This window comes from Pokkaliibacter plantistimulans (assembly GCF_003194385.1).
Lineage (GTDB): Bacteria > Pseudomonadota > Gammaproteobacteria > Pseudomonadales > Balneatricaceae > Pokkaliibacter > Pokkaliibacter plantistimulans.
This window is the reverse complement of the sequence record NZ_LAPT01000021.1, coordinates 26,115-44,190: the sequence shown is the minus strand read 5'-3', so window position 1 is coordinate 44,190 and position 18,076 is coordinate 26,115. Positions and strand designations below refer to the sequence as shown.

Genomic DNA, 18,076 nt, shown 5'->3' with positions numbered 1-18,076 from the left:
GGAAAGCAGTGTCAAATTATTCAAAACAGCTTTTTATTTTTTAGAACTAACAGCCGATCATGGTCTATGCCAATGTCAGAAAACAAAAAAGGGCAGAATGTCACCATTCTGCCCTTCTTCAGGTACTGACCCGACTGATCAGATACTCAGCACTTTCAAACCGCCCATATAGGGTTGTAGCACTTCTGGAATCACGACACTGCCATCATTTTGCTGGTAGTTTTCCAGAATCGCCACCAGCGTCCGCCCAACGGCCAGACCTGAACCATTCAGAGTATGCAGCAGCTCTGGCTTGCCAGTTTCGGGATTGCGCCAGCGGGCCTGCATACGACGGGCCTGGAAGTCAGTCATGTTGGAGCAGGAGGAGATCTCGCGATACTTCTGCTGCCCGGGTAGCCAGACTTCCAGATCATAGGTCTTCGCGGACCCGAAAGTCATGTCTCCACCACAGAGGATGATGACCCGGTACGGTAAACCTAGCAGCTGCAGAATCTTCTCCGCATGTCCTGTCATTTCCTCCAGTGCTTCGAAGGATTTGCCGGGTTCAACCATCTGCACCATTTCCACTTTCTCGAACTGGTGCTGGCGAATCATGCCACGTGTGTCCTTACCATAGGCTCCCGCTTCACTGCGGAAACAAGGGGTATGGGCAGTCAGACGCACAGGCAGCTCTGCGGCATTGATGATTTCATCGCGGGCAAAGTTGGTCAGGGGTACTTCTGCGGTAGGGATCAGGTAATACTCCTGCTCGCCCTGCAGTTTGAACAGGTCTTCGGCAAACTTGGGCAACTGGCCTGTACCGTACAATGAATCGGCGTTCACCATATACGGTACATAGGTCTCGGAATAGCCATGCTCACTTGTATGGGTATCAAGCATAAACTGAATCAACGCACGGTGCATGCGGGCCAGCGGGCCCTTAAGGGTGGCAAAACGTGCACCGGTCAGCTTCGCTGCCATGGCAAAGTCGAGCCCTAATGGCTGGCCAATATCAACATGATCACGTGGCTCATAGTCAAACTGGGTAGGCTCTCCCCATACGCGGACTACCACGTTATCGTCTTCACTCAAACCTTCAGGAACGCTGCTGTCTGGCAGGTTGGGTAAGGCCAGCAGGAAAGTATCCAGCTTGTCCTGAATCTCCTGCAGCGCAGTTTTAGCCTGGTCGAGTTCTTCACCAAGACGGCCTACATCGGCCATCAACGGAGCAATGTCCTCACCCGAAGCCTTAGCTTTACCAATAGCCTTGGAACGGGCGTTACGCTCATTCTGCAGATGCTCAGTTTTGATCTGTACTTCTTTGCGAGCAGCTTCCAACGCATTGTACGCATCAATATCGAGTTCAAAGCCCTTCTTGCGAAGCAGCTTGGCGACTTCTTCGATCTGGGTACGAAGGAGTTTAGGATCAAGCATGATTAGACTGTTTCTATCAGAGTGAATTGAAGACTAGGCGCATAAGCCCAATACCAAGGGCAGCTGCGATGACGGTACAGCATACACTGGATAACATGTAAAGCAGAGCATGAAGCGGCAACTCACGCTCAAATAACGCCACCGTTTCCAGAGCAAAAGAAGAATACGTCGTTAGCGCCCCCAAAAATCCGGTAATGATCAGCGGCCGCCAAGTTTCCGGGAGTATTCCCTTTTCAGTAATGAGAATATAGCTAATGCCAATCAGAAAAGAGCCGCAGACATTGATCACGAAGGTGGCCCATGGCATTCCTGGCTTGAAGAAGGGAGCCAGCCAGCCGGTCAGCGCAAAACGGGACAAAGCCCCCACCGCACCACCACAGGCAATGAATAGAAGCGTCTGCATGCCGTGTTAGCTCTCCTCGTAGCGTTTTAAATCACTCAGTTCGTCCAACTGACGAAGATAGCTGAGCTTTTCACCAATCTTGCGCTCCAATCCGCGCTCGGTCGGTTGATAGAAGCGCTGCTCAAATATTTCCTCAGGCAGGTAACGCTCACCCGCCGCATAAGCGTCCGGCTCATCGTGGGCGTAACGATATTCAGCACCATAGCCAAGCGATTGCATCAGCCCTGTGGGAGCATTACGCAAGTGATGGGGAACTTCCAGCGAACCAGTTTCCCTGACGATTTGCTGTGCAGCTTTCCAGGCGGAATAGACTGCGTTGCTTTTGGGTGCACAGGCACAATAAACCGCTGCCTGGGCGATAGCCCGCTCGCCTTCTGCCGGGCCTACTCGCTCGAAAATATCCCAGGCATTCAGAGTAATCTGTAGCGCCCTCGGGTCGGCATTGCCGATGTCCTCAGAAGCAATAGCTAACAAACGACGGGCAACATAGAGTGGATCACAACCACCATCCAACATCCGCGCGAACCAGTACAATGCGCCATCGGGTGATGACCCACGAACTGACTTGTGGAAAGCCGATATCTGGTCGTAGAACATATCCCCTTGTCGATCAAAACGCCTGCCACCCTGCATCAGCACTTCTGCCAGTGCTGTTTCATCCACAACTCTACTGCCATCTGCTCGCAGCTCGGCGATGTCCGAGACCAGTTCAAGCAGGTTCAGCACGGTGCGCCCATCACCATCAGCTGCTTTGGCAATCTTGCATAGTTGCTGATCGGAAAGCTGTAGCTGAAGATCGGCCAGTCCTTTCGTTTGCACTAACGCCTGACGCAGCATCAGGACCAGATCCTCTTCCGTCAGAGACTTGAGCAGATAAACACGTGCTCTGGACAATAAGGCGTTGTTGAGTGCAAAGGAGGGGTTTTCAGTGGTAGCACCCACGAAGATCAGCAAGCCCTCCTCCACATGCGGCAGAAAGGCATCCTGCTGGGATTTGTTAAAGCGATGCACTTCATCAACAAACAGCAAAGTTTTCTTGCCACTTTGCATCTGACGCTGACGTGCCATCTCTACCACATCGCGGATATCTTTTACGCCTGCCAGCACTGCAGACAATGTAACAAAGTGGGCGCTGGCATTTTCCGCTACCAACTTTGCGAGGGTCGTTTTACCCACTCCCGGTGGCCCCCACAGGATCATTGAATGCAGACGGCCCTGATCAAGCGCCATACGCAAAGGCTTGCCTTCACCTAGAAGATGCTGCTGACCAACATAGTCAGCCAGCCGGTTGGGCCGCATACGGCTGGCAAGAGGTTGCCAGCCTTGAGGTTCGTCCTGACTGAACAAGTCTCCAGACATCAGTTTTGCTCTATAAGATCAGCGCCTTTAGGTACGGTGAAGGTAAACAGGTCAGCAGGTTGCAGCACATCTTCCTCAAGATTACGGAAGGTGATGCGAGTCTGCTGACCCAACGTATCAGCAAACATCATTTCCATCAGATGGCTATCCTTAAAACTGATACGCAGCTCAGTGAACAGGCTCTCTTTGTCATTTGGCTTCAACAAGAAGAACCACAGCCCGGAGCCATCAGTACGTCCCTGCACATCGAAGGACTTCTCGATAGCCTGCACATCGTTACTCAAAAGCAAGACGGGCGTCGCGGTAGCCCGGCGATCCAGTGGCTGACGAGTGACCTGATCCAGATCTTTGTCATATAGCCAGAGATGCTTGCCATCTGATACCAACAACTGGGCGAATGGCTCATCAGTCTCCCAGCGGAACAGATCTGGTTTTTTAAGGTCAATCTTGCCAGTAGTCTGCTGCAACGGCCGACCGTTGGCATCAACCACCACCTGGACAAAATCAGCAGACAAGGTCTGATGCATGCTCAGAAGGCGATGAAATGCTTCAACAGGGCTCTCTGCCGCTTGAGCTGCAAGGCTCATTGTCAGCAAGGCAACGCCGCACAGGCGCTGAAACAGGGACTTCATCAATAATCTCTCGTTGAGTTAGGAGCAAGAATGTCACGTGTGCCGTTGTGATTCGGGGCACTGATCAGGCCGGCAGACTCCATGGCTTCTACCATACGTGCAGCCCGGTTATAGCCGATCTTCAGCTTGCGTTGTACCGAAGAAATGGAGACACGGCCTGTTTCCAGTACGAATGCAACCGCCTCATCATATAACGGGTCCTGTTCTTCCTCGTAGTTTCCGCCTGTATCAACGGGACCGCTACCTTCCTCCGGTGTGTTGAGTATATCTTCGATATAATCTGGAGTTCCGCGTTGCTTCCACTCTTCAACCAGACGATGCACCTCGTCATCATCCACAAAGGCACCATGTACACGTATAGGCAGGTTTGTACCAACAGGCATATACAACATATCGCCGTTACCCAGCAGGCTCTCTGCTCCGCCCTGATCGAGAATAGTACGGGAGTCAATCTTGGAGGACACCTGGAATGCGATTCGAGAAGGCACGTTCGCCTTGATCAAGCCAGTAATGACGTCCACTGAAGGGCGCTGTGTCGCCAGAATAAGGTGTATACCTGCCGCACGCGCTTTCTGTGCAATGCGAGCGATCAGCTCTTCTACCTTCTTACCGACCATCATCATCATGTCGGCAAACTCATCGATGATCACTACGATGTAAGGCAAAGGCTCCAGATTGGGGGCAACAGGCTCGAAGGACTGCTCTGCTTTCCACAACGGGTCAGGGAAATACTCTCCACGTTCAGCAGACTCCTCCAACTTGCGATTGAAGCCTTCCAGATTACGCACCCCAACTGATGCCATCAGCTGGTACCGCCGCTCCATCTCCCCAACACACCAACGCAGTGCACCGGCCGCTTCCTTCATATCGGTGATAACCGGGCAAAGCAGATGCGGAATACCGTCATAGATGGACAACTCCAGCATCTTGGGGTCTACCATGATCAAGCGCACCTGCTCTGGTGTGCACTTGAACAGGAGGCTGAGAATCATGGCGTTGACACCAACAGACTTACCCGACCCCGTGGTACCTGCAACCAACAGGTGAGGCATTTTTGCCAGGTTAGCAACCACCGGAAAACCACCAATATCGTGTCCCAAAGCCAGGGGCAACGGTGATTTGGTCTGCTGATAGGTGTCAGCTTTAAGTACCTCACTGAGACGAACTGTGGCGCGTCGCTCATTAGGAATTTCCAGTCCTATGACAGATTTACCCGGAATTACCTCCACGACACGAACACTCATCACAGCTAACGAACGCGCCAGATCTCTGGACAGGTTGGTAATCTTGCTGGCTTTGACGCCCGGGGCAGGCTGAACTTCAAACCGGGTGATTACCGGGCCTGGGTTAACCGCAACGACCTGCGCCTTTACACCAAAATCAAGTAGTTTGCTTTCAAGCAAGCCCGACAGTTCCTGCAACCGCTCAGGGCTATATCCAGGCCCTTTATTTTCGTCTGCAGGGTCTAGTACATCCAATGAAGGCAGAGCAGACAGTGCAGGACGACGAGGTATGACACTGCGTCTCGGCGCGTCCAGATCCTCCTCATCAGGCAGCATCTGTTTACCCAATGGCTGAACCTCAATACCGGTTTTCATCACTGGTGCAGGCTGGCTGTCACGATGGTAATGGTGCTCATCATCAGCTGCATTCAACTGCACACCGTAGGGCTGACCTTGAGGATTGACGGGGGATGGCTCATCCCATGGCAAATCATCATCGTCAATTTCAAGCTGATGAGTTCCGGTCCAATGCTCTTCTGCTCTCCCCTCCCCTGCTGAGTCATTCTGAAAGTGCACGGATGGGGAGGAGTGCGGCTCAATGACATGATCAAGAATGGGCAGGTCATCATCGGCAGAACCACGCTCAGCATTGGCGTTGCCTGGTTTGAACTGCTCCTGGCTGGAGAAGCGGTCCATGTTCTCCTGTCCAGTAACAGTGCGATCAGTCATGCGAGAAGCATCAGACAGCATGCTATCTACTGGTGCAGCCGGCTTCTTACTAGTGTCAGCAGTGGTATTTTTATGTTGTGCCCGGGCATTGGCCAGGAACTCAGCAAAGTCAGGCTCTATCCGCTGTTGGCCTGCTCGTGCTAGGGACTTTGTGGCAGTGCGGCTGTCTTCTTTAGCCCCACGAGCAGACTCTGGCTCACCAGCCAGAGGCAAGGGAGCAAAGTCGTCTTTTCTTCTGTTTTTTTCAGCTCGCTCAGCTCGTACCGCCGCTGTCTTGTCCCATATCCAGCAAAGCTGACGACCAATCCATTCAGCGACCTGGAGTAACGACAAATTGGTAAAGAGCGAAATGCCGATAAAGAACACAAACGTCATTACCAGACTGCCCCCCTCCAGCTTTAACGCTTTCAGTACATACGGCGCCAGGTTTTGACCCACCAGGCCGCCGGCGGTATAGGGATAATGCAGAGTAGTGGGATCAAGATGAAAACTGGCCAGCACAGACGCACTGATGACGAGACAAATCAGCCCTAACAAACGAATTAACAGGATACCCAGGCTATACCAACTGGGGCGGTACCAGAATTTCACCACCCAGTAAGCTTTCATGGAAAACAGCACTGGAAGCATGAATGCACCGACGCCGACGACGGAAAACATCAAATCAGCTAACCAAGCGCCCCATATACCACCACTGTTCTTGATTTCAGGGTTCCAGCCCAAGTGACTCCAACCCGGATCACCCGGATCAAAAGTAAGCAATATCAGCAAAATAAAGGCACTGAAACCTACAGCAAGTAAGATCAGGCCTTCTTTGAAAAGCTGAACAATTGTATCAACAAACCTTTCCCGACTGAGGGTGTGCATTTTTTTCGCTTGCAAAATCAGTCCTTTATCTGTGACATGTCAGGAGACTTGTATTATAACCAAATGAAACTGGATGATTATCTATGCTGCACTGGCTGGATGAAAGACTTTGGTTCCCTCCAACCACACAAGCGATGAGAGATCCCGATGGATTACTGGCAGCGGGAGGTGACCTCCGCCCTGAAAGATTGATCTATGCTTATCAACGCGGGATATTTCCTTGGTATAACGACGACTCGCCCATTCTATGGTGGAGTCCGGCGCCGCGCTTCGTGCTCCAACCCAAGCAACTGTACATTAACAGAACCCTGAATAAAGTCATCCGCCACCGGCCATTCACAATCAGCATAAATCGTGCCTTTTCATCAGTGATAAAACTTTGTGCCGAAATAAAACGTGAAGACCAGAACGGCACCTGGATCCACCCAGAAATGGTCGAAGCGTATTGTACCCTGCACCAGCAGGGTTGGTCACACTCCGTAGAAGCATGGAGAGGAGATCAGCTGGTTGGAGGTCTCTATGGTATGGCAATTGGCAGAGTATTCTATGGCGAATCCATGTTCTCGCTGCAGAGCAATGCCTCAAAAGTAGCCTTCGCTCTCTGGGCACAACTTTTATTTGAAATGGGCTGTGAACTGATTGACTGCCAGATGAAAACAGAACACATGCAGAAATTCGGAGGGCAAGCAGTTACCAGAAAAGCTTTTGAAGCTCTATTGATTTCCACGAAGAAAGAGCCTAGTTACTTAAAACAAAGAATATCGCCACTGACTGGCATCGCCCTCTTGGCGCAGGACATCAGCAATGCAACTTGAACGAATGCGATTCTACGCCACGCCTGAGCACGAGTGCAGCTATCTACCAGGACAGCACTCTAAAACACTGTTTGTTGATCCTGATTTGATTATCACCAAAGACACCTATAGCTCCCTATCAGATCTGGGGTTTCGACGCAGTGGCAAACACTTGTACAGACCTCATTGCGATCATTGCAGTGCCTGTATATCTGTCAGAGTTCCGGCCAGTGAGTTCAACCCAACCAAACGCCAACGGCGGGTTTATCGCAAAAATTCAGGTTTAACTGCCAGAGTCTTAAATGCTCAGTACAGCGAAGAACATTATTTACTGTATCAAAACTATATCAATGGCAAACATGCAGATGGTGACATGTACCCCCCATCAGTGGAGCAGTATAGGTCTTTCCTTGTTGACGGACGCCCTGAAACACAGTTCGTTGAATTTCGGCAGGGTGAACAACTGATCATGGTTTCAGTAGTGGACAAACTCGATCACGGATTGTCTGCGATTTACACCTTCTATGATCCTGAAAGCAAAGCAAGCTTAGGTGTTTATTCCATCCTGTGGCAGATAGAAAGAGCCAAGGCTCTGAACATGCCCTATGTTTACCTGGGATATTGGATCAAATCTTGTCGCAAAATGAGCTATAAGCTTGAATACCGCCCCTTACAGCTGCTATTGGATGGTCAGTGGCTGCAGTGCAACTAATCTCCAAAACTGCATAACCAAGTTGATGCCCTAACTCTATCCATTAGTGATTTTTACGCGATAAATCAAAAGACTCAGGCTTTACAAACATCATCACCCCTTAATGACACCTCCACAAGCCACAAAATCTAAACGAAATCACAGGATTATCTGCGAGGGACAGATTGATCCTTTGCCTGTTGCCCTCGCTTAAGGCACAATAGCGCCCGCAAAATCAAACCCGTTTACTCATCAACGAGGAAGGCTGAATGGCCAAAGAAGATTGTATTGAAATGGAAGGGACAGTGGTTGACACCCTGCCTAACACCATGTTTCGCGTAGAACTTGAAAACGGCCACGTTGTGACCGCTCATATTTCTGGAAAAATGCGCAAAAACTACATCCGCATTTTGACTGGCGACAAAGTCAAGGTGGAAATGACCCCTTACGACCTGACCAAAGGCCGTATCGTATACCGCTCCCGCTGATTCCGGCAGCGAGGACTCAGGGGAGCAGCCCTTAGGCTGCTTCCACCTCCAGCTTCAGATCGTCCTCTTCTACAGATACATTTACACGCCCACCCTTTTCACTCAGGGCTCCGAATAGTATGTCTTCTGCCAGAGGACGCTTCATCTTGTCCTGAATCAGGCGAGACATTGGACGCGCGCCCATCTTTTCATCATAGCCATGCTTGGCCAACCATTCGCGGGCATCTTCATCCACATCAATGACAACTTTCTTATCATCCAGTTGCGCCTGCAACTCGACCAGAAACTTATCAACGACATGTTTAATCACATCCGGATTCAGTGGTTTAAACTGAACGATCGCATCCAAACGGTTACGGAACTCGGGCGTAAAAGTTCGCCTCAGCGCTTCCATTCCATCTGTGCTGTTGTCCTGACTGGAAAAACCAATGGAGCGCTTACTTAACTGCTCAGCTCCAGCATTAGTCGTCATCACCAGAATCACATGACGAAAGTCAGCTGTCCGTCCATTATTGTCGGTCAAAGTACCGTTATCCATAACCTGCAATAGCAAGTTATAAACGTCTGGATGGGCCTTCTCTATTTCGTCCAGTAATAATACGCAATGAGGACTCTTAGTGATGGCCTCGGTCAGTAAGCCGCCCTGATCAAAACCCACATATCCAGGAGGAGCGCCGATCAGACGAGAAACCGTGTGCTGCTCCATATATTCAGACATATCGAAGCGCACAAGCTCTATACCGAGCATCGTAGCGAGCTGATTGGTTACTTCCGTCTTGCCGACACCGGTAGGACCAGCAAACAGGAAGCAGCCCACAGGTTTGTTGGGGGATTTCAAGCCAGCGCGAGACAGCTTTATGGCAGCACTCAGGGTATCAATGGCTTCGTCCTGACCGAAGACTACCATCTTGAGATTATTGTCTAGTTTGCGCAGCAGCTCCTTGTCTGAAGCAGATACGCTTTTTGGAGGAATACGAGCGATCTTCGCCACAACCTCTTCTATTTCGGTCACGTCGATAATGGATTTACGCACATCATCCTTTTGCAAACGTTGAAATGCACCGGCCTCATCCACCACATCAATCGCCTTGTCAGGCAAGTGCTTGTCAGTAATGTAACGCGCAGCCATATCTGCCGCAGCACGAAGTGCAGGGTCCGTGTAGGACACGTCGTGATGCTCCTCGAAACGTGATTTCAGACCAAGTAGTATCTGGTAGGTATCATCGGCACTCGGCTCGAGCACATCCACCTTCTGAAAACGACGTGCGAGAGCCCGGTCTTTCTCGAAAATGCCGCGAAATTCTTGAAAGGTAGTAGAGCCGATGCACCGTAACTCGCCTGAACTCAACAAAGGCTTCAGCAAATTGGATGCATCCATTGCCCCACCCGATGCGGCTCCCGCTCCAATAATGGTATGAATTTCATCGATAAAGAGTACTGCATGCTTTTGCTTTTTTAGCTGTGCGAGCAAGCCTTTGAGGCGCTTCTCGAAGTCTCCGCGATACTTGGTACCAGCCAGCAATGCGCCCAAGTCCAGAGAATAGATAACGCTCTGCTTGATAATCTCAGGCACCTGCCCTTCCACGATCAGCTTTGCCAATCCTTCCGCGATAGCCGTTTTACCAACTCCGGCCTCCCCGACAAGCAACGGGTTATTTTTACGTCTGCGGCAAAGAATCTGTACAACCCTTTCAACTTCGGACGCACGCCCAACCAAGGGATCAATTCGCCCCTTAAGAGCAAGTTCATTTAAGTTGGTAGCAAAATTCGATAACGGATTGCCTTGCTGAGCCTCAGCCTGCTCGGAGCGCTCCTCCTGCTCGGACTCAGCCTCAAAATCATGGTCTTCCGTCACTTTCGAGATACCATGAGAAATGAAATTAACGATATCAAGGCGCTCTATTCCTTGCTGATGAAGGATATAAACTGCCTGACTTTCTTGTTCACTGAAGATGGCAACAAGAACATTTGCCCCCGTAACTTCTTTCTTACCCGAAGACTGAACATGAAAAACGGCACGCTGAATCACCCTCTGAAAACCGAGGGTAGGCTGCGTTTCTCTTTCGGGATCTGAATCTGGAATCAACGGTGTGGTAGCATCGACAAACTCAGCAAGCCCTTTGCGCAAATTCTCAAAGTTAGCTCCGCATGCCTTCAACACCTGCACGGCATCTTTGTTGTCCAATAAAGCGAGGAGCAGATGCTCAACGGTCATGAACTCGTGCCGCTTCTCACGTGCAACGCGGTACGCCAACCCCAAGGAGAACTCAAGATCTCTGTTTAACATAGCTTTGCCCTTCTTCAGGTTTAACCAACCCGCTCCACTTCACACATCAGTGGATGCTGACTCTGGCGCGAATACTGATTGACTTGCTGCGCTTTGGTTTCAGCAACATCTTTGGGAAACACGCCACAGATTCCTTTTCCTTGATGATGCACAGCCAACATAACCTGAGTCGCACTTTCCTCATCCATGTTGAAAAAGTATTGCAATACATGGACCACAAAATCCATCGGGGTGTAATCGTCGTTCAGCATGACCACCTGATACATAGGCGGCGCTTTAAGCTGAGGCTTGGCAGGCTGAACAACGAGTCCATGACCCGAATCTGGATCATGATCTCCCGAGAGCCAAATACTCATGTTTTCTCGCTTCTCCTTAAGTTTTCCCTCTGGAATCATACTTCTGGTTCTGGTGTGACTCCACCCTAATTAGTGAGTACAAAAACTCTCAACTTCAACGCTGGCAGACCATGGGAATTTGTGCCAGACTGCCTTAACACAACTTACAAAACTTTATCGAGCTTGCATCTTGTTACAGGATGCAATGCCATCTGCTATGATGTGGCCGCATAACGAATAACTGTCAGTCATGTAGGAGACGTTGTCATGCACACAGGGAAAGTAAAGTGGTTCAACAATGCCAAAGGTTACGGATTTATTCTGGCCGAGGACGGTGGCAACGAAGATCTGTTCGTTCACTACTCCGCTATTCAAGTGGAGGGCTACAAGACGTTAAAGGCAGGTCAGAGAGTACAGTTTGAAACTGCTCCAGGACCTAAAGGTACGCACGCCATCAACATCCGCCCCCTTCACGACCCGTCTTCATTAGAATCAGTCTCGTGAACCTACAACCTACCCACTCTATTTGAGTATGTTGTGGGGCTTCAGCATTGAGATGACAAGGTGGGAGAACCTCCCACCAACACTTTATTTAGTATTCGCTCACGTCTTTTATGTCAACTTAGAGACAACTTTTTAACCTTACCCAACACCGACTAATTACTTCAGACGACTTTACACATCTGCAATCTACTAAAACAAAAACGCCCGCGCTATTTGAATAGCGCGGGCGTTTAAGTTCAGTTATCTCCACTCAATTACATTGAGTGTACATTGAGCAGAAAAGCCAATTACATATTAGCGATGATAGCGTCACCAAACTCTGAACATTTCAGCAGCTTGGCACCTTCCATCAGACGCTCAAAATCATAGGTAACAGTTTTGGCAGCGATTGCACCTTCTGTACCCTTGATGATCAGATCTGCAGCTTCAGTCCACCCCATGTGACGCAGCATCATTTCAGCAGAAAGGATGACAGAACCTGGGTTAACCTTGTCCTGACCTGCGTACTTGGGAGCAGTACCGTGAGTAGCTTCAAACATGGCTACATCATCAGACAGGTTTGCCCCAGGAGCAATACCGATACCACCCACTTCTGCAGCCAATGCGTCAGACAGGTAGTCACCGTTCAGGTTCAGAGTTGCAATTACATCATATTCAGCTGGGCGCAGCAGAATCTGTTGCAGCATAGCGTCAGCAATTACGTCTTTGATGACGATCTGCTTGCCAGTTCTGGGGTTCTTCATGGTCATCCATGGACCACCATCCAACAGCTCAGCACCGAACTCATCGCGAGCAACTTCGTAGCCCCACTCTTTGAAGGCACCTTCGGTGAACTTCATGATGTTACCCTTGTGAACCAGGGTCAGTGAGGAACGATCATTGTCGATAGTGTACTGCAGCGCTTTACGTACCAGGCGCTTGGTACCCTGTTCAGATACAGGCTTGATACCGATACCACAGCCTTCAGTGAAGCGGATCTTCTTGACGCCCATTTCTTCGGTCAGGAACTTGATCACTTTTTCGGCTTCTGGCGAGCCTGCTTTCCACTCAACACCAGCGTAGATGTCTTCTGAGTTTTCACGGAAGATCACCATTTCTACATCAGCAGGATTTTTTACGGGGCTGGGTACACCAGTGAACCAACGCACTGGGCGCTGACAAACGTACAGATCCAGTTCCTGACGCAGAGCTACGTTCAGAGAGCGAATACCACCGCCTACTGGAGTAGTCAGAGGGCCTTTGATACTTACAACGTAATCTTTAACGACTTCGAGAGTTTCGGCTGGCAGCCAGGTATTTTCATCATATACCTGAGTAGCTTTCTCACCAGCGTATACTTCCATCCAAGCGATCTTGCGCTCACCACCGTAGGCTTTCTCAACGGCAGCATCGACAACCTTGATCATTACAGGGCTAACGTCAACACCGATACCGTCACCTTCGATGAAGGGGATAATGGGGTTGTTGGGGACATTCAATGACATGTCCGCATTTACGGTAATTTTTTGACCGTTCTCAGGCACCTGAATCTTCTGGTATCCCATTCTCAGCTCCGTGATGATGATTTTAGTAGAACAAGAGGGAGACGGAAGTATACGCCTGTTAGCCAGATCGCAGTAGGCTTATTTTTGTAGTAATACTACCGCTTTAGTCGAAAATCCTGCTTACCTGCTGAACAAATAACCAGCAACGGTGCTGACTGGAGTCATGTAGTCGCCGAAGATGAACATAATGTTTTTGCATGGGCTGGCCTTTCTCTTACCATAGCCACATTCACCTCGACGATCCGGTGCGAAATCAGCTGATGGCCACCCTTTATCTGTTCAACAAACCATTCCAAGTCATGTGCCAGTTCACAGACGAAGGAGAGCGCCAAACGCTGGCGCACTACATAGATGTGCCCGACATCTACCCCGCGGGCAGACTGGACTATGACTCAGAAGGACTATTGGCCCTGACAGATTGCGGGCCTCTACAGCACGCTATTGCCAACCCTCATAACAAAATGGCGAAGACCTATTGGGTTCAGGTTGAAGGAGATATTCCTGCCGAGGCGATAAATACGCTGCGGCAGGGAGTAACACTCAAGGACGGCCCCACTCTGCCCGCTCAGGTAAGCCGTATCGAGCACCCCAATCTCTGGGAGCGGACCCCTCCTGTGCGCTTTCGGGCAAACATCCCCACGTCATGGCTTGAAATCACCATAAAGGAAGGGAGAAACCGTCAGGTTCGCCGTATGACGGCTGCCGTCGGCTACCCAACCTTAAGGCTTGTTCGTGCAGCCATCGGTGAATGGAAGCTTGAAGACCTATTACCGGGACAGTTGAAATGCCTGGAAGTTAGTGTACCCACAGGATGCACGACCAAAAATCAACGTCAGTCACCCAAAAACAGAACAGCAACTGGCCATTCTGGAAAGCAATCACATGAGTCCAGCAAACGCAGCAGTGCATACCACCGTAGCCACCGTCGTTGAGCGCGATGGCAAAGTATTGATGGTTGAAGAGCGAGCCACAGAGCCTGACGGAAGCACTACTGTCTGGAATCAGCCTGCCGGGCACTGGGAGTCCGGAGAATCCCTGATAGCAGCGGCACAACGAGAAACACTCGAGGAAACCGGCTGGCAGGTAGAAATTACGTATCTTCTCGGCATTTATACCTTCGCTGCCCCCAATGGAGACAGCTACTGCAGAATTTGCTTTGCCGCCAAGCCCATACAACAGCTGAGCTCCCGGCTTGATCCTGATATACTGCGCGCCGACTGGCTTGATCCTCGGAGCGTTCTCCAGCAACCAGATTGCTGGCGTTCACATCTGGTGGGTCGGGCAATCAAAGACTATCTGGACGGCAAGCGCTACCCCTTGGAAATAGTGCAGGAAGACCCTATGTTGTCACCCTTCAACTATTCAGTCTGACTAGACCTCCCTGGCCGATCTGCATCAGCAAACAGATCCGATACGGCAAGTCCGCTCTTATATTGAAAGAAAACGAATGAACCCAGCTCAAACCAAAGTCATCGTAGGCATGTCTGGAGGCGTAGACTCCTCTGTATCTGCACTTCTGCTGTTACAACAGGGCTATCAGGTTGAAGGCCTGTTCATGAAGAACTGGGAAGAGGATGACGGCACTGAATACTGCACTGCCATGGATGACCTGGCCGACGCACAGGCTGTCTGTGACAAGCTTGGTATAAAGCTGCACAAGGCCAACTTTGCCGCCGAATACTGGGACAACGTGTTTGAGCACTTCCTCGAAGAGTACAAAGCAGGTCGCACCCCTAATCCGGACATACTCTGCAACCGCGAAATCAAGTTTAAAGCCTTCCTCGACTATGCACACATGCTGGGCGCTGATCTGATTGCCACCGGCCATTACGTACGCCGAGATGACAGCAGTGGCCATACACAACTCCTAAAAGGCCTTGACCCTAATAAGGATCAAAGCTACTTCCTGCATGCAGTTGGCGAGGATGAACTGTCGCAATGCCTGTTCCCGGTAGGCGAATTGCCAAAGCCTGAAGTACGCAAACTGGCCGAGCAGCACGAGCTGATCACGCACAATAAAAAGGACAGTACCGGAATATGTTTTATTGGGGAGCGCCGCTTCAGCGACTTCCTTAAACAATATTTACCAGCACAACCTGGCAACATTGAAACGCCCGAGGGCCAGGTTCTTGGCCAACATCAGGGCTTGATGTACCACACTCTTGGCCAGCGACAGGGCTTGGGGATCGGCGGCCTGAAAGATTTTGGTGACGCCCCCTGGTATGTTGCTCAAAAAGATCTGGAGCGAAATGTACTCGTAGTGACTCAAGGGTCTGATCATCCACTGCTGTTTAGCCAAGGTCTGGATGCCAGCAGAATCTATTGGATTGATGGTCAGGGCCCAGAGCTTCCCTACCGCTGCAAAGCCAAGACCCGTTATCGTCAACCTGACCAGGAGTGCGTAATAGAGCGCCATCCAGACGGCGTAGGCTACAGAGTCTCTTTTGATCAGCCTCAGCGTGCAGTAACTCCCGGCCAGTCTGTTGTGTTCTATAGTGATGACCGCTGCCTAGGCGGGGGTGTCATCGAGTTCACTTTCAGTAATCAGGACCAGTAATCCATGGCAACGCCCTATGAGTCCCAGGCGATGGCCCTGGCTGCCGTCTTTCAGGTTGCAAGACTGGTTGATGATATTGCCAAGCGTAACTCGTTTTCTCCCGGCCCCTTCGAGACCTCAATCGGCAGCCTGTTTGTGATGAATCCAGACAAGGCCTGCGATGTGTATGGCGATTACGATGAGTTACATTTTTCGCTGGCCCCCGGCTTACGAGAACTGCGTGCCATGCTCGAAAAGGATACTGATCAGAACCGGGACATTATCCGCTATGCCATCAGCCTGCTACATCTTGAGCGCAAGCTGGATAAACGCGGGGACATGCTCGGTGCTATTGCATCCAAAATGCCAGACATTGAACGTCAAGCGAGCTTCTTTGCTGACGATGAAGCACAGAGCGCCAGAGAGAAGTACTGCCATGCCAATGTGCTAGCTGCTCTTGCGGGGCTTTATCAGGATACGCTCAGTACCTTTACATTCCGTATTCAGGTGGCTGGTAATCCGGCGAACCTTCGCGACAGTCAGAACGTTAACCGCATTCGTGCCTTGCTTCTGGCAGGTATCAGAGCGGCACGCCAGTGGCGCCAGCTGGGCGGCCGCCGCTGGCAACTCATATTCTCTCGCAGCAAACTGCTTGATGCCTGCAAAAAACTGCAAGGTAGCCATTACTAGTCATCCTGTAAATATCGGTAGCCAGCCTCAGTGCTGGCTACCGTCACACAGCCCCTGACAGCATACCCAGCCCCCATTTAGTTGAGCCACGCAGGCAAAGTTCCGCTATAATGCCGCCTCCTCTAAATCATCAATCAGGAAGCTGCGAGACGCTCTGATGGAATTATCCGCCCTCACCGCTGTATCGCCCATTGATGGCCGCTACGGTAGCAAAACAGCACCATTCCGCGCCATTTTCAGTGAATACGGCCTGATCCGTTTTCGGGTTACTGTAGAAATTCGCTGGCTACAACGCCTTGCCAGTCATCCACAGATCAACGAAGTCAAACCACTGAGCACAGAAGCTAATGCGTTTCTGGATCGCCTGGTTGACAGCTTTGGTCTGGAAGACGCTCAGCGCATCAAAGACATCGAACGTACCACTAACCACGATGTCAAAGCTGTCGAATATTTCATCAAGGAAAAACTGCAAGACGTACCAGAACTGAACGCGATCAGCGAGTTCGTTCACTTCGCCTGCACGTCCGAAGATATCAACAACCTGTCACATGCGTTGATGTTGCAGGAAGGTCGCGACAAAGTGCTGCTGCCTTCAATGCAGCAGATTGTTGATGCGGTAAGCAAACTGGCTCAACAGTACGCCACCCAGCCAATGCTGTCTCGTACTCATGGCCAAACAGCCTCGCCGACTACCCTCGGCAAGGAAATGGCTAACGTGGCTTATCGCCTGCATCGCCAGGTTGAGCAGATCGGTAAAATCGAATTCCTGGGCAAGATCAACGGAGCGGTAGGCAACTACAACGCTCATCTGGCTGCCTATCCTGAGGTTGACTGGCAAGCCAACGCCCAGACTTTTGTCGAAAGCCTTGGCATTACCTTCAACCCTTATACCACCCAGATTGAACCGCATGACTACATTGCCGAACTGTTCGATGCCATCGCGCGTTTCAATACCATCCTGATTGATTTTGATCGTGACGTCTGGGGCTATATCTCCCTTGGTTACTTCAAGCAGCGCACCATTGCCGGTGAGGTGGGTTCTTCCACCATGCCGCACAAGGTTAACCCTATCGACTTCGAAAACTCCGAAGGCAATCTGGGCATCGCTAACGCCGTATTTCAGCATCTCGCCAGCAAGCTCCCCATCTCTCGCTGGCAGCGTGATCTGACTGACTCCACCGTCTTGCGCAATCTCGGCGTAGGCATGGGCCACAGTTTGATTGCTTATGAAGCCAGTCTGAAAGGCATCAGCAAGCTGGAAATGAATGCTCAGCGTCTGAACGATGACCTGAACAACAGCTGGGAAGTACTGGGCGAAGCCGTACAGACCGTAATGCGTCGCTATGGCATCCCTGAGCCCTATGAAAAACTCAAGGCCCTGACTCGCGGCAAGGTGATCGATCAGGCTGCCATGCAAGCCTTTATCGATGGGCTGGAGCTGCCAGAGCAGGTCAAGACCGATCTGAAAGCCATGACTCCGGCCAGCTATATCGGCAATGCCGATGCACAGGCCAATGCGCTCTGATCTGTAACAGCAGATACTAGTGATACAAAAACGCCAGCTGTTTAGCTGGCGTTTTT

17 protein-coding genes are annotated in these 18,076 nt (G+C 50.7%); 9 read left to right on the top strand and 8 right to left on the bottom strand.

Going from position 1 to position 18,076, the window contains the following annotated elements:
- Positions 1-138 precede the first annotated feature (138 nt).
- From serS to WH50_RS27220, 5 genes are read right to left on the bottom strand one after another with little or no spacing between them, the layout of a single operon-like run.
- Positions 139-1,413: a serine--tRNA ligase gene (serS, locus tag WH50_RS05185; protein WP_110186363.1), complete on the bottom strand. Its 1,275-nt coding sequence runs from the start codon at positions 1,411-1,413 to the stop codon at positions 139-141.
- 16 nt (positions 1,414-1,429) lie between these two features.
- Entirely contained in the window at positions 1,430-1,816 is a 387-nt protein-coding gene (gene crcB, locus WH50_RS05180; protein WP_110186362.1) for a fluoride efflux transporter CrcB, read from the bottom strand.
- A gap of 6 nt (positions 1,817-1,822) precedes the next feature.
- Positions 1,823-3,175, bottom strand: coding sequence for a replication-associated recombination protein A (locus WH50_RS05175; RefSeq protein WP_110186361.1), 1,353 nt, complete (start codon positions 3,173-3,175; stop codon positions 1,823-1,825).
- Positions 3,175-3,807 carry an outer membrane lipoprotein periplasmic chaperone LolA gene (gene lolA / locus WH50_RS05170; RefSeq protein WP_110186360.1) on the bottom strand — a complete coding sequence of 211 codons (633 nt, stop codon included), beginning with the start codon at positions 3,805-3,807 and terminating at the stop codon, positions 3,175-3,177. Before lolA ends, WH50_RS05175 begins: the two co-directional genes overlap by 1 nt.
- Positions 3,807-6,641: a DNA translocase FtsK gene (locus WH50_RS27220; RefSeq protein ID WP_133251244.1), complete on the bottom strand. Its 2,835-nt coding sequence runs from the start codon at positions 6,639-6,641 to the stop codon at positions 3,807-3,809. Before WH50_RS27220 ends, lolA begins: the two co-directional genes overlap by 1 nt.
- A 68-nt stretch (positions 6,642-6,709) precedes the next feature.
- Between WH50_RS27220 and aat the strand changes: the two genes are divergently transcribed.
- The 3 genes from aat to infA all read left to right on the top strand — a co-directional run bounded on the left by aat (position 6,710) and on the right by infA (position 8,599).
- Entirely contained in the window at positions 6,710-7,441 is a 732-nt protein-coding gene (gene aat / locus WH50_RS05160) for a leucyl/phenylalanyl-tRNA--protein transferase (RefSeq protein WP_110186358.1), read from the top strand.
- Entirely contained in the window at positions 7,431-8,132 is a 702-nt protein-coding gene (locus WH50_RS05155) for an arginyltransferase (RefSeq protein ID WP_110186357.1), read from the top strand. Before aat ends, WH50_RS05155 begins: the two co-directional genes overlap by 11 nt.
- 248 nt (positions 8,133-8,380) lie before the next feature.
- Entirely contained in the window at positions 8,381-8,599 is a 219-nt protein-coding gene (gene infA / locus WH50_RS05150) for a translation initiation factor IF-1 (protein WP_027313218.1), read from the top strand.
- Positions 8,600-8,630: 31 nt separating this feature from the next.
- Here the strand turns inward: infA and clpA are convergent, their stop codons facing one another.
- Together clpA and clpS are read right to left on the bottom strand one after the other, a co-directional pair.
- On the bottom strand, positions 8,631-10,886 hold the full coding sequence (gene clpA, locus WH50_RS05145) for an ATP-dependent Clp protease ATP-binding subunit ClpA (RefSeq protein WP_110186356.1): 2,256 nt from the start codon (positions 10,884-10,886) through the stop codon (positions 8,631-8,633).
- Positions 10,887-10,906: 20 nt separating this feature from the next.
- Complete coding sequence (gene clpS / locus WH50_RS05140) at positions 10,907-11,242, bottom strand: ATP-dependent Clp protease adapter ClpS (RefSeq protein ID WP_110186355.1); 336 nt, start codon at positions 11,240-11,242, stop codon at positions 10,907-10,909.
- A gap of 246 nt (positions 11,243-11,488) precedes the next feature.
- Between clpS and WH50_RS05135 the strand changes: the two genes are divergently transcribed.
- Positions 11,489-11,725 (top strand): cold-shock protein, encoded by a 237-nt coding sequence (locus WH50_RS05135; protein WP_110186354.1) that lies wholly within the window; start codon positions 11,489-11,491, stop codon positions 11,723-11,725.
- Positions 11,726-12,012: 287 nt separating this feature from the next.
- Here the strand turns inward: WH50_RS05135 and icd are convergent, their stop codons facing one another.
- Positions 12,013-13,269 carry an NADP-dependent isocitrate dehydrogenase gene (icd, locus tag WH50_RS05130; RefSeq protein WP_110186353.1) on the bottom strand — a complete coding sequence of 419 codons (1,257 nt, stop codon included), beginning with the start codon at positions 13,267-13,269 and terminating at the stop codon, positions 12,013-12,015.
- 260 nt (positions 13,270-13,529) lie between these two features.
- Between icd and WH50_RS05125 the strand changes: the two genes are divergently transcribed.
- The 5 genes from WH50_RS05125 (at position 13,530) to purB (ending at position 18,020) form a co-directional block, all read left to right on the top strand.
- On the top strand, positions 13,530-14,201 hold the full coding sequence (locus WH50_RS05125) for a pseudouridine synthase (RefSeq protein WP_110186413.1): 672 nt from the start codon (positions 13,530-13,532) through the stop codon (positions 14,199-14,201).
- Entirely contained in the window at positions 14,152-14,640 is a 489-nt protein-coding gene (locus tag WH50_RS05120; RefSeq protein WP_110186352.1) for an NUDIX hydrolase, read from the top strand. The genes WH50_RS05125 and WH50_RS05120 overlap by 50 nt, the downstream gene beginning before the upstream one ends.
- A 61-nt stretch (positions 14,641-14,701) precedes the next feature.
- Positions 14,702-15,826 carry a tRNA 2-thiouridine(34) synthase MnmA gene (gene mnmA / locus WH50_RS05115; protein ID WP_279305905.1) on the top strand — a complete coding sequence of 375 codons (1,125 nt, stop codon included), beginning with the start codon at positions 14,702-14,704 and terminating at the stop codon, positions 15,824-15,826.
- A 3-nt stretch (positions 15,827-15,829) separates the two neighbouring features.
- A complete protein-coding gene (gene hflD / locus WH50_RS05110; protein ID WP_110186350.1) occupies positions 15,830-16,495 on the top strand; it encodes a high frequency lysogenization protein HflD in 666 nt (221 codons plus the stop codon).
- Positions 16,496-16,652: 157 nt separating this feature from the next.
- Entirely contained in the window at positions 16,653-18,020 is a 1,368-nt protein-coding gene (gene purB / locus WH50_RS05105) for an adenylosuccinate lyase (RefSeq protein ID WP_110186349.1), read from the top strand.
- Positions 18,021-18,076 lie beyond the last annotated feature (56 nt).

What these genes read in the sequence shown, in the direction of transcription:
- infA (WP_027313218.1), top strand. Translation starts at nt 8,381, where the DNA reads ATGGCCAAAGAAGATTGTATTGAAATGGAAGGGACAGTGGTTGACACC.
- lolA (WP_110186360.1), bottom strand. Translation starts at nt 3,807, where the DNA reads ATGAAGTCCCTGTTTCAGCGCCTGTGCGGCGTTGCCTTGCTGACAATG.
- clpS (WP_110186355.1), bottom strand. Translation starts at nt 11,242, where the DNA reads ATGAGTATTTGGCTCTCGGGAGATCATGATCCAGATTCGGGTCATGGA.
- WH50_RS05120 (WP_110186352.1), top strand. Translation starts at nt 14,152, where the DNA reads ATGAGTCCAGCAAACGCAGCAGTGCATACCACCGTAGCCACCGTCGTT.
- serS (WP_110186363.1), bottom strand. Translation starts at nt 1,413, where the DNA reads ATGCTTGATCCTAAACTCCTTCGTACCCAGATCGAAGAAGTCGCCAAG.
- clpA (WP_110186356.1), bottom strand. Translation starts at nt 10,886, where the DNA reads ATGTTAAACAGAGATCTTGAGTTCTCCTTGGGGTTGGCGTACCGCGTT.
- crcB (WP_110186362.1), bottom strand. Translation starts at nt 1,816, where the DNA reads ATGCAGACGCTTCTATTCATTGCCTGTGGTGGTGCGGTGGGGGCTTTG.
- WH50_RS05125 (WP_110186413.1), top strand. Translation starts at nt 13,530, where the DNA reads ATGGCCACCCTTTATCTGTTCAACAAACCATTCCAAGTCATGTGCCAG.
- icd (WP_110186353.1), bottom strand. Translation starts at nt 13,269, where the DNA reads ATGGGATACCAGAAGATTCAGGTGCCTGAGAACGGTCAAAAAATTACC.
- hflD (WP_110186350.1), top strand. Translation starts at nt 15,830, where the DNA reads ATGGCAACGCCCTATGAGTCCCAGGCGATGGCCCTGGCTGCCGTCTTT.
- WH50_RS05155 (WP_110186357.1), top strand. Translation starts at nt 7,431, where the DNA reads ATGCAACTTGAACGAATGCGATTCTACGCCACGCCTGAGCACGAGTGC.
- WH50_RS05135 (WP_110186354.1), top strand. Translation starts at nt 11,489, where the DNA reads ATGCACACAGGGAAAGTAAAGTGGTTCAACAATGCCAAAGGTTACGGA.
- aat (WP_110186358.1), top strand. Translation starts at nt 6,710, where the DNA reads ATGCTGCACTGGCTGGATGAAAGACTTTGGTTCCCTCCAACCACACAA.
- WH50_RS05175 (WP_110186361.1), bottom strand. Translation starts at nt 3,175, where the DNA reads ATGTCTGGAGACTTGTTCAGTCAGGACGAACCTCAAGGCTGGCAACCT.
- purB (WP_110186349.1), top strand. Translation starts at nt 16,653, where the DNA reads ATGGAATTATCCGCCCTCACCGCTGTATCGCCCATTGATGGCCGCTAC.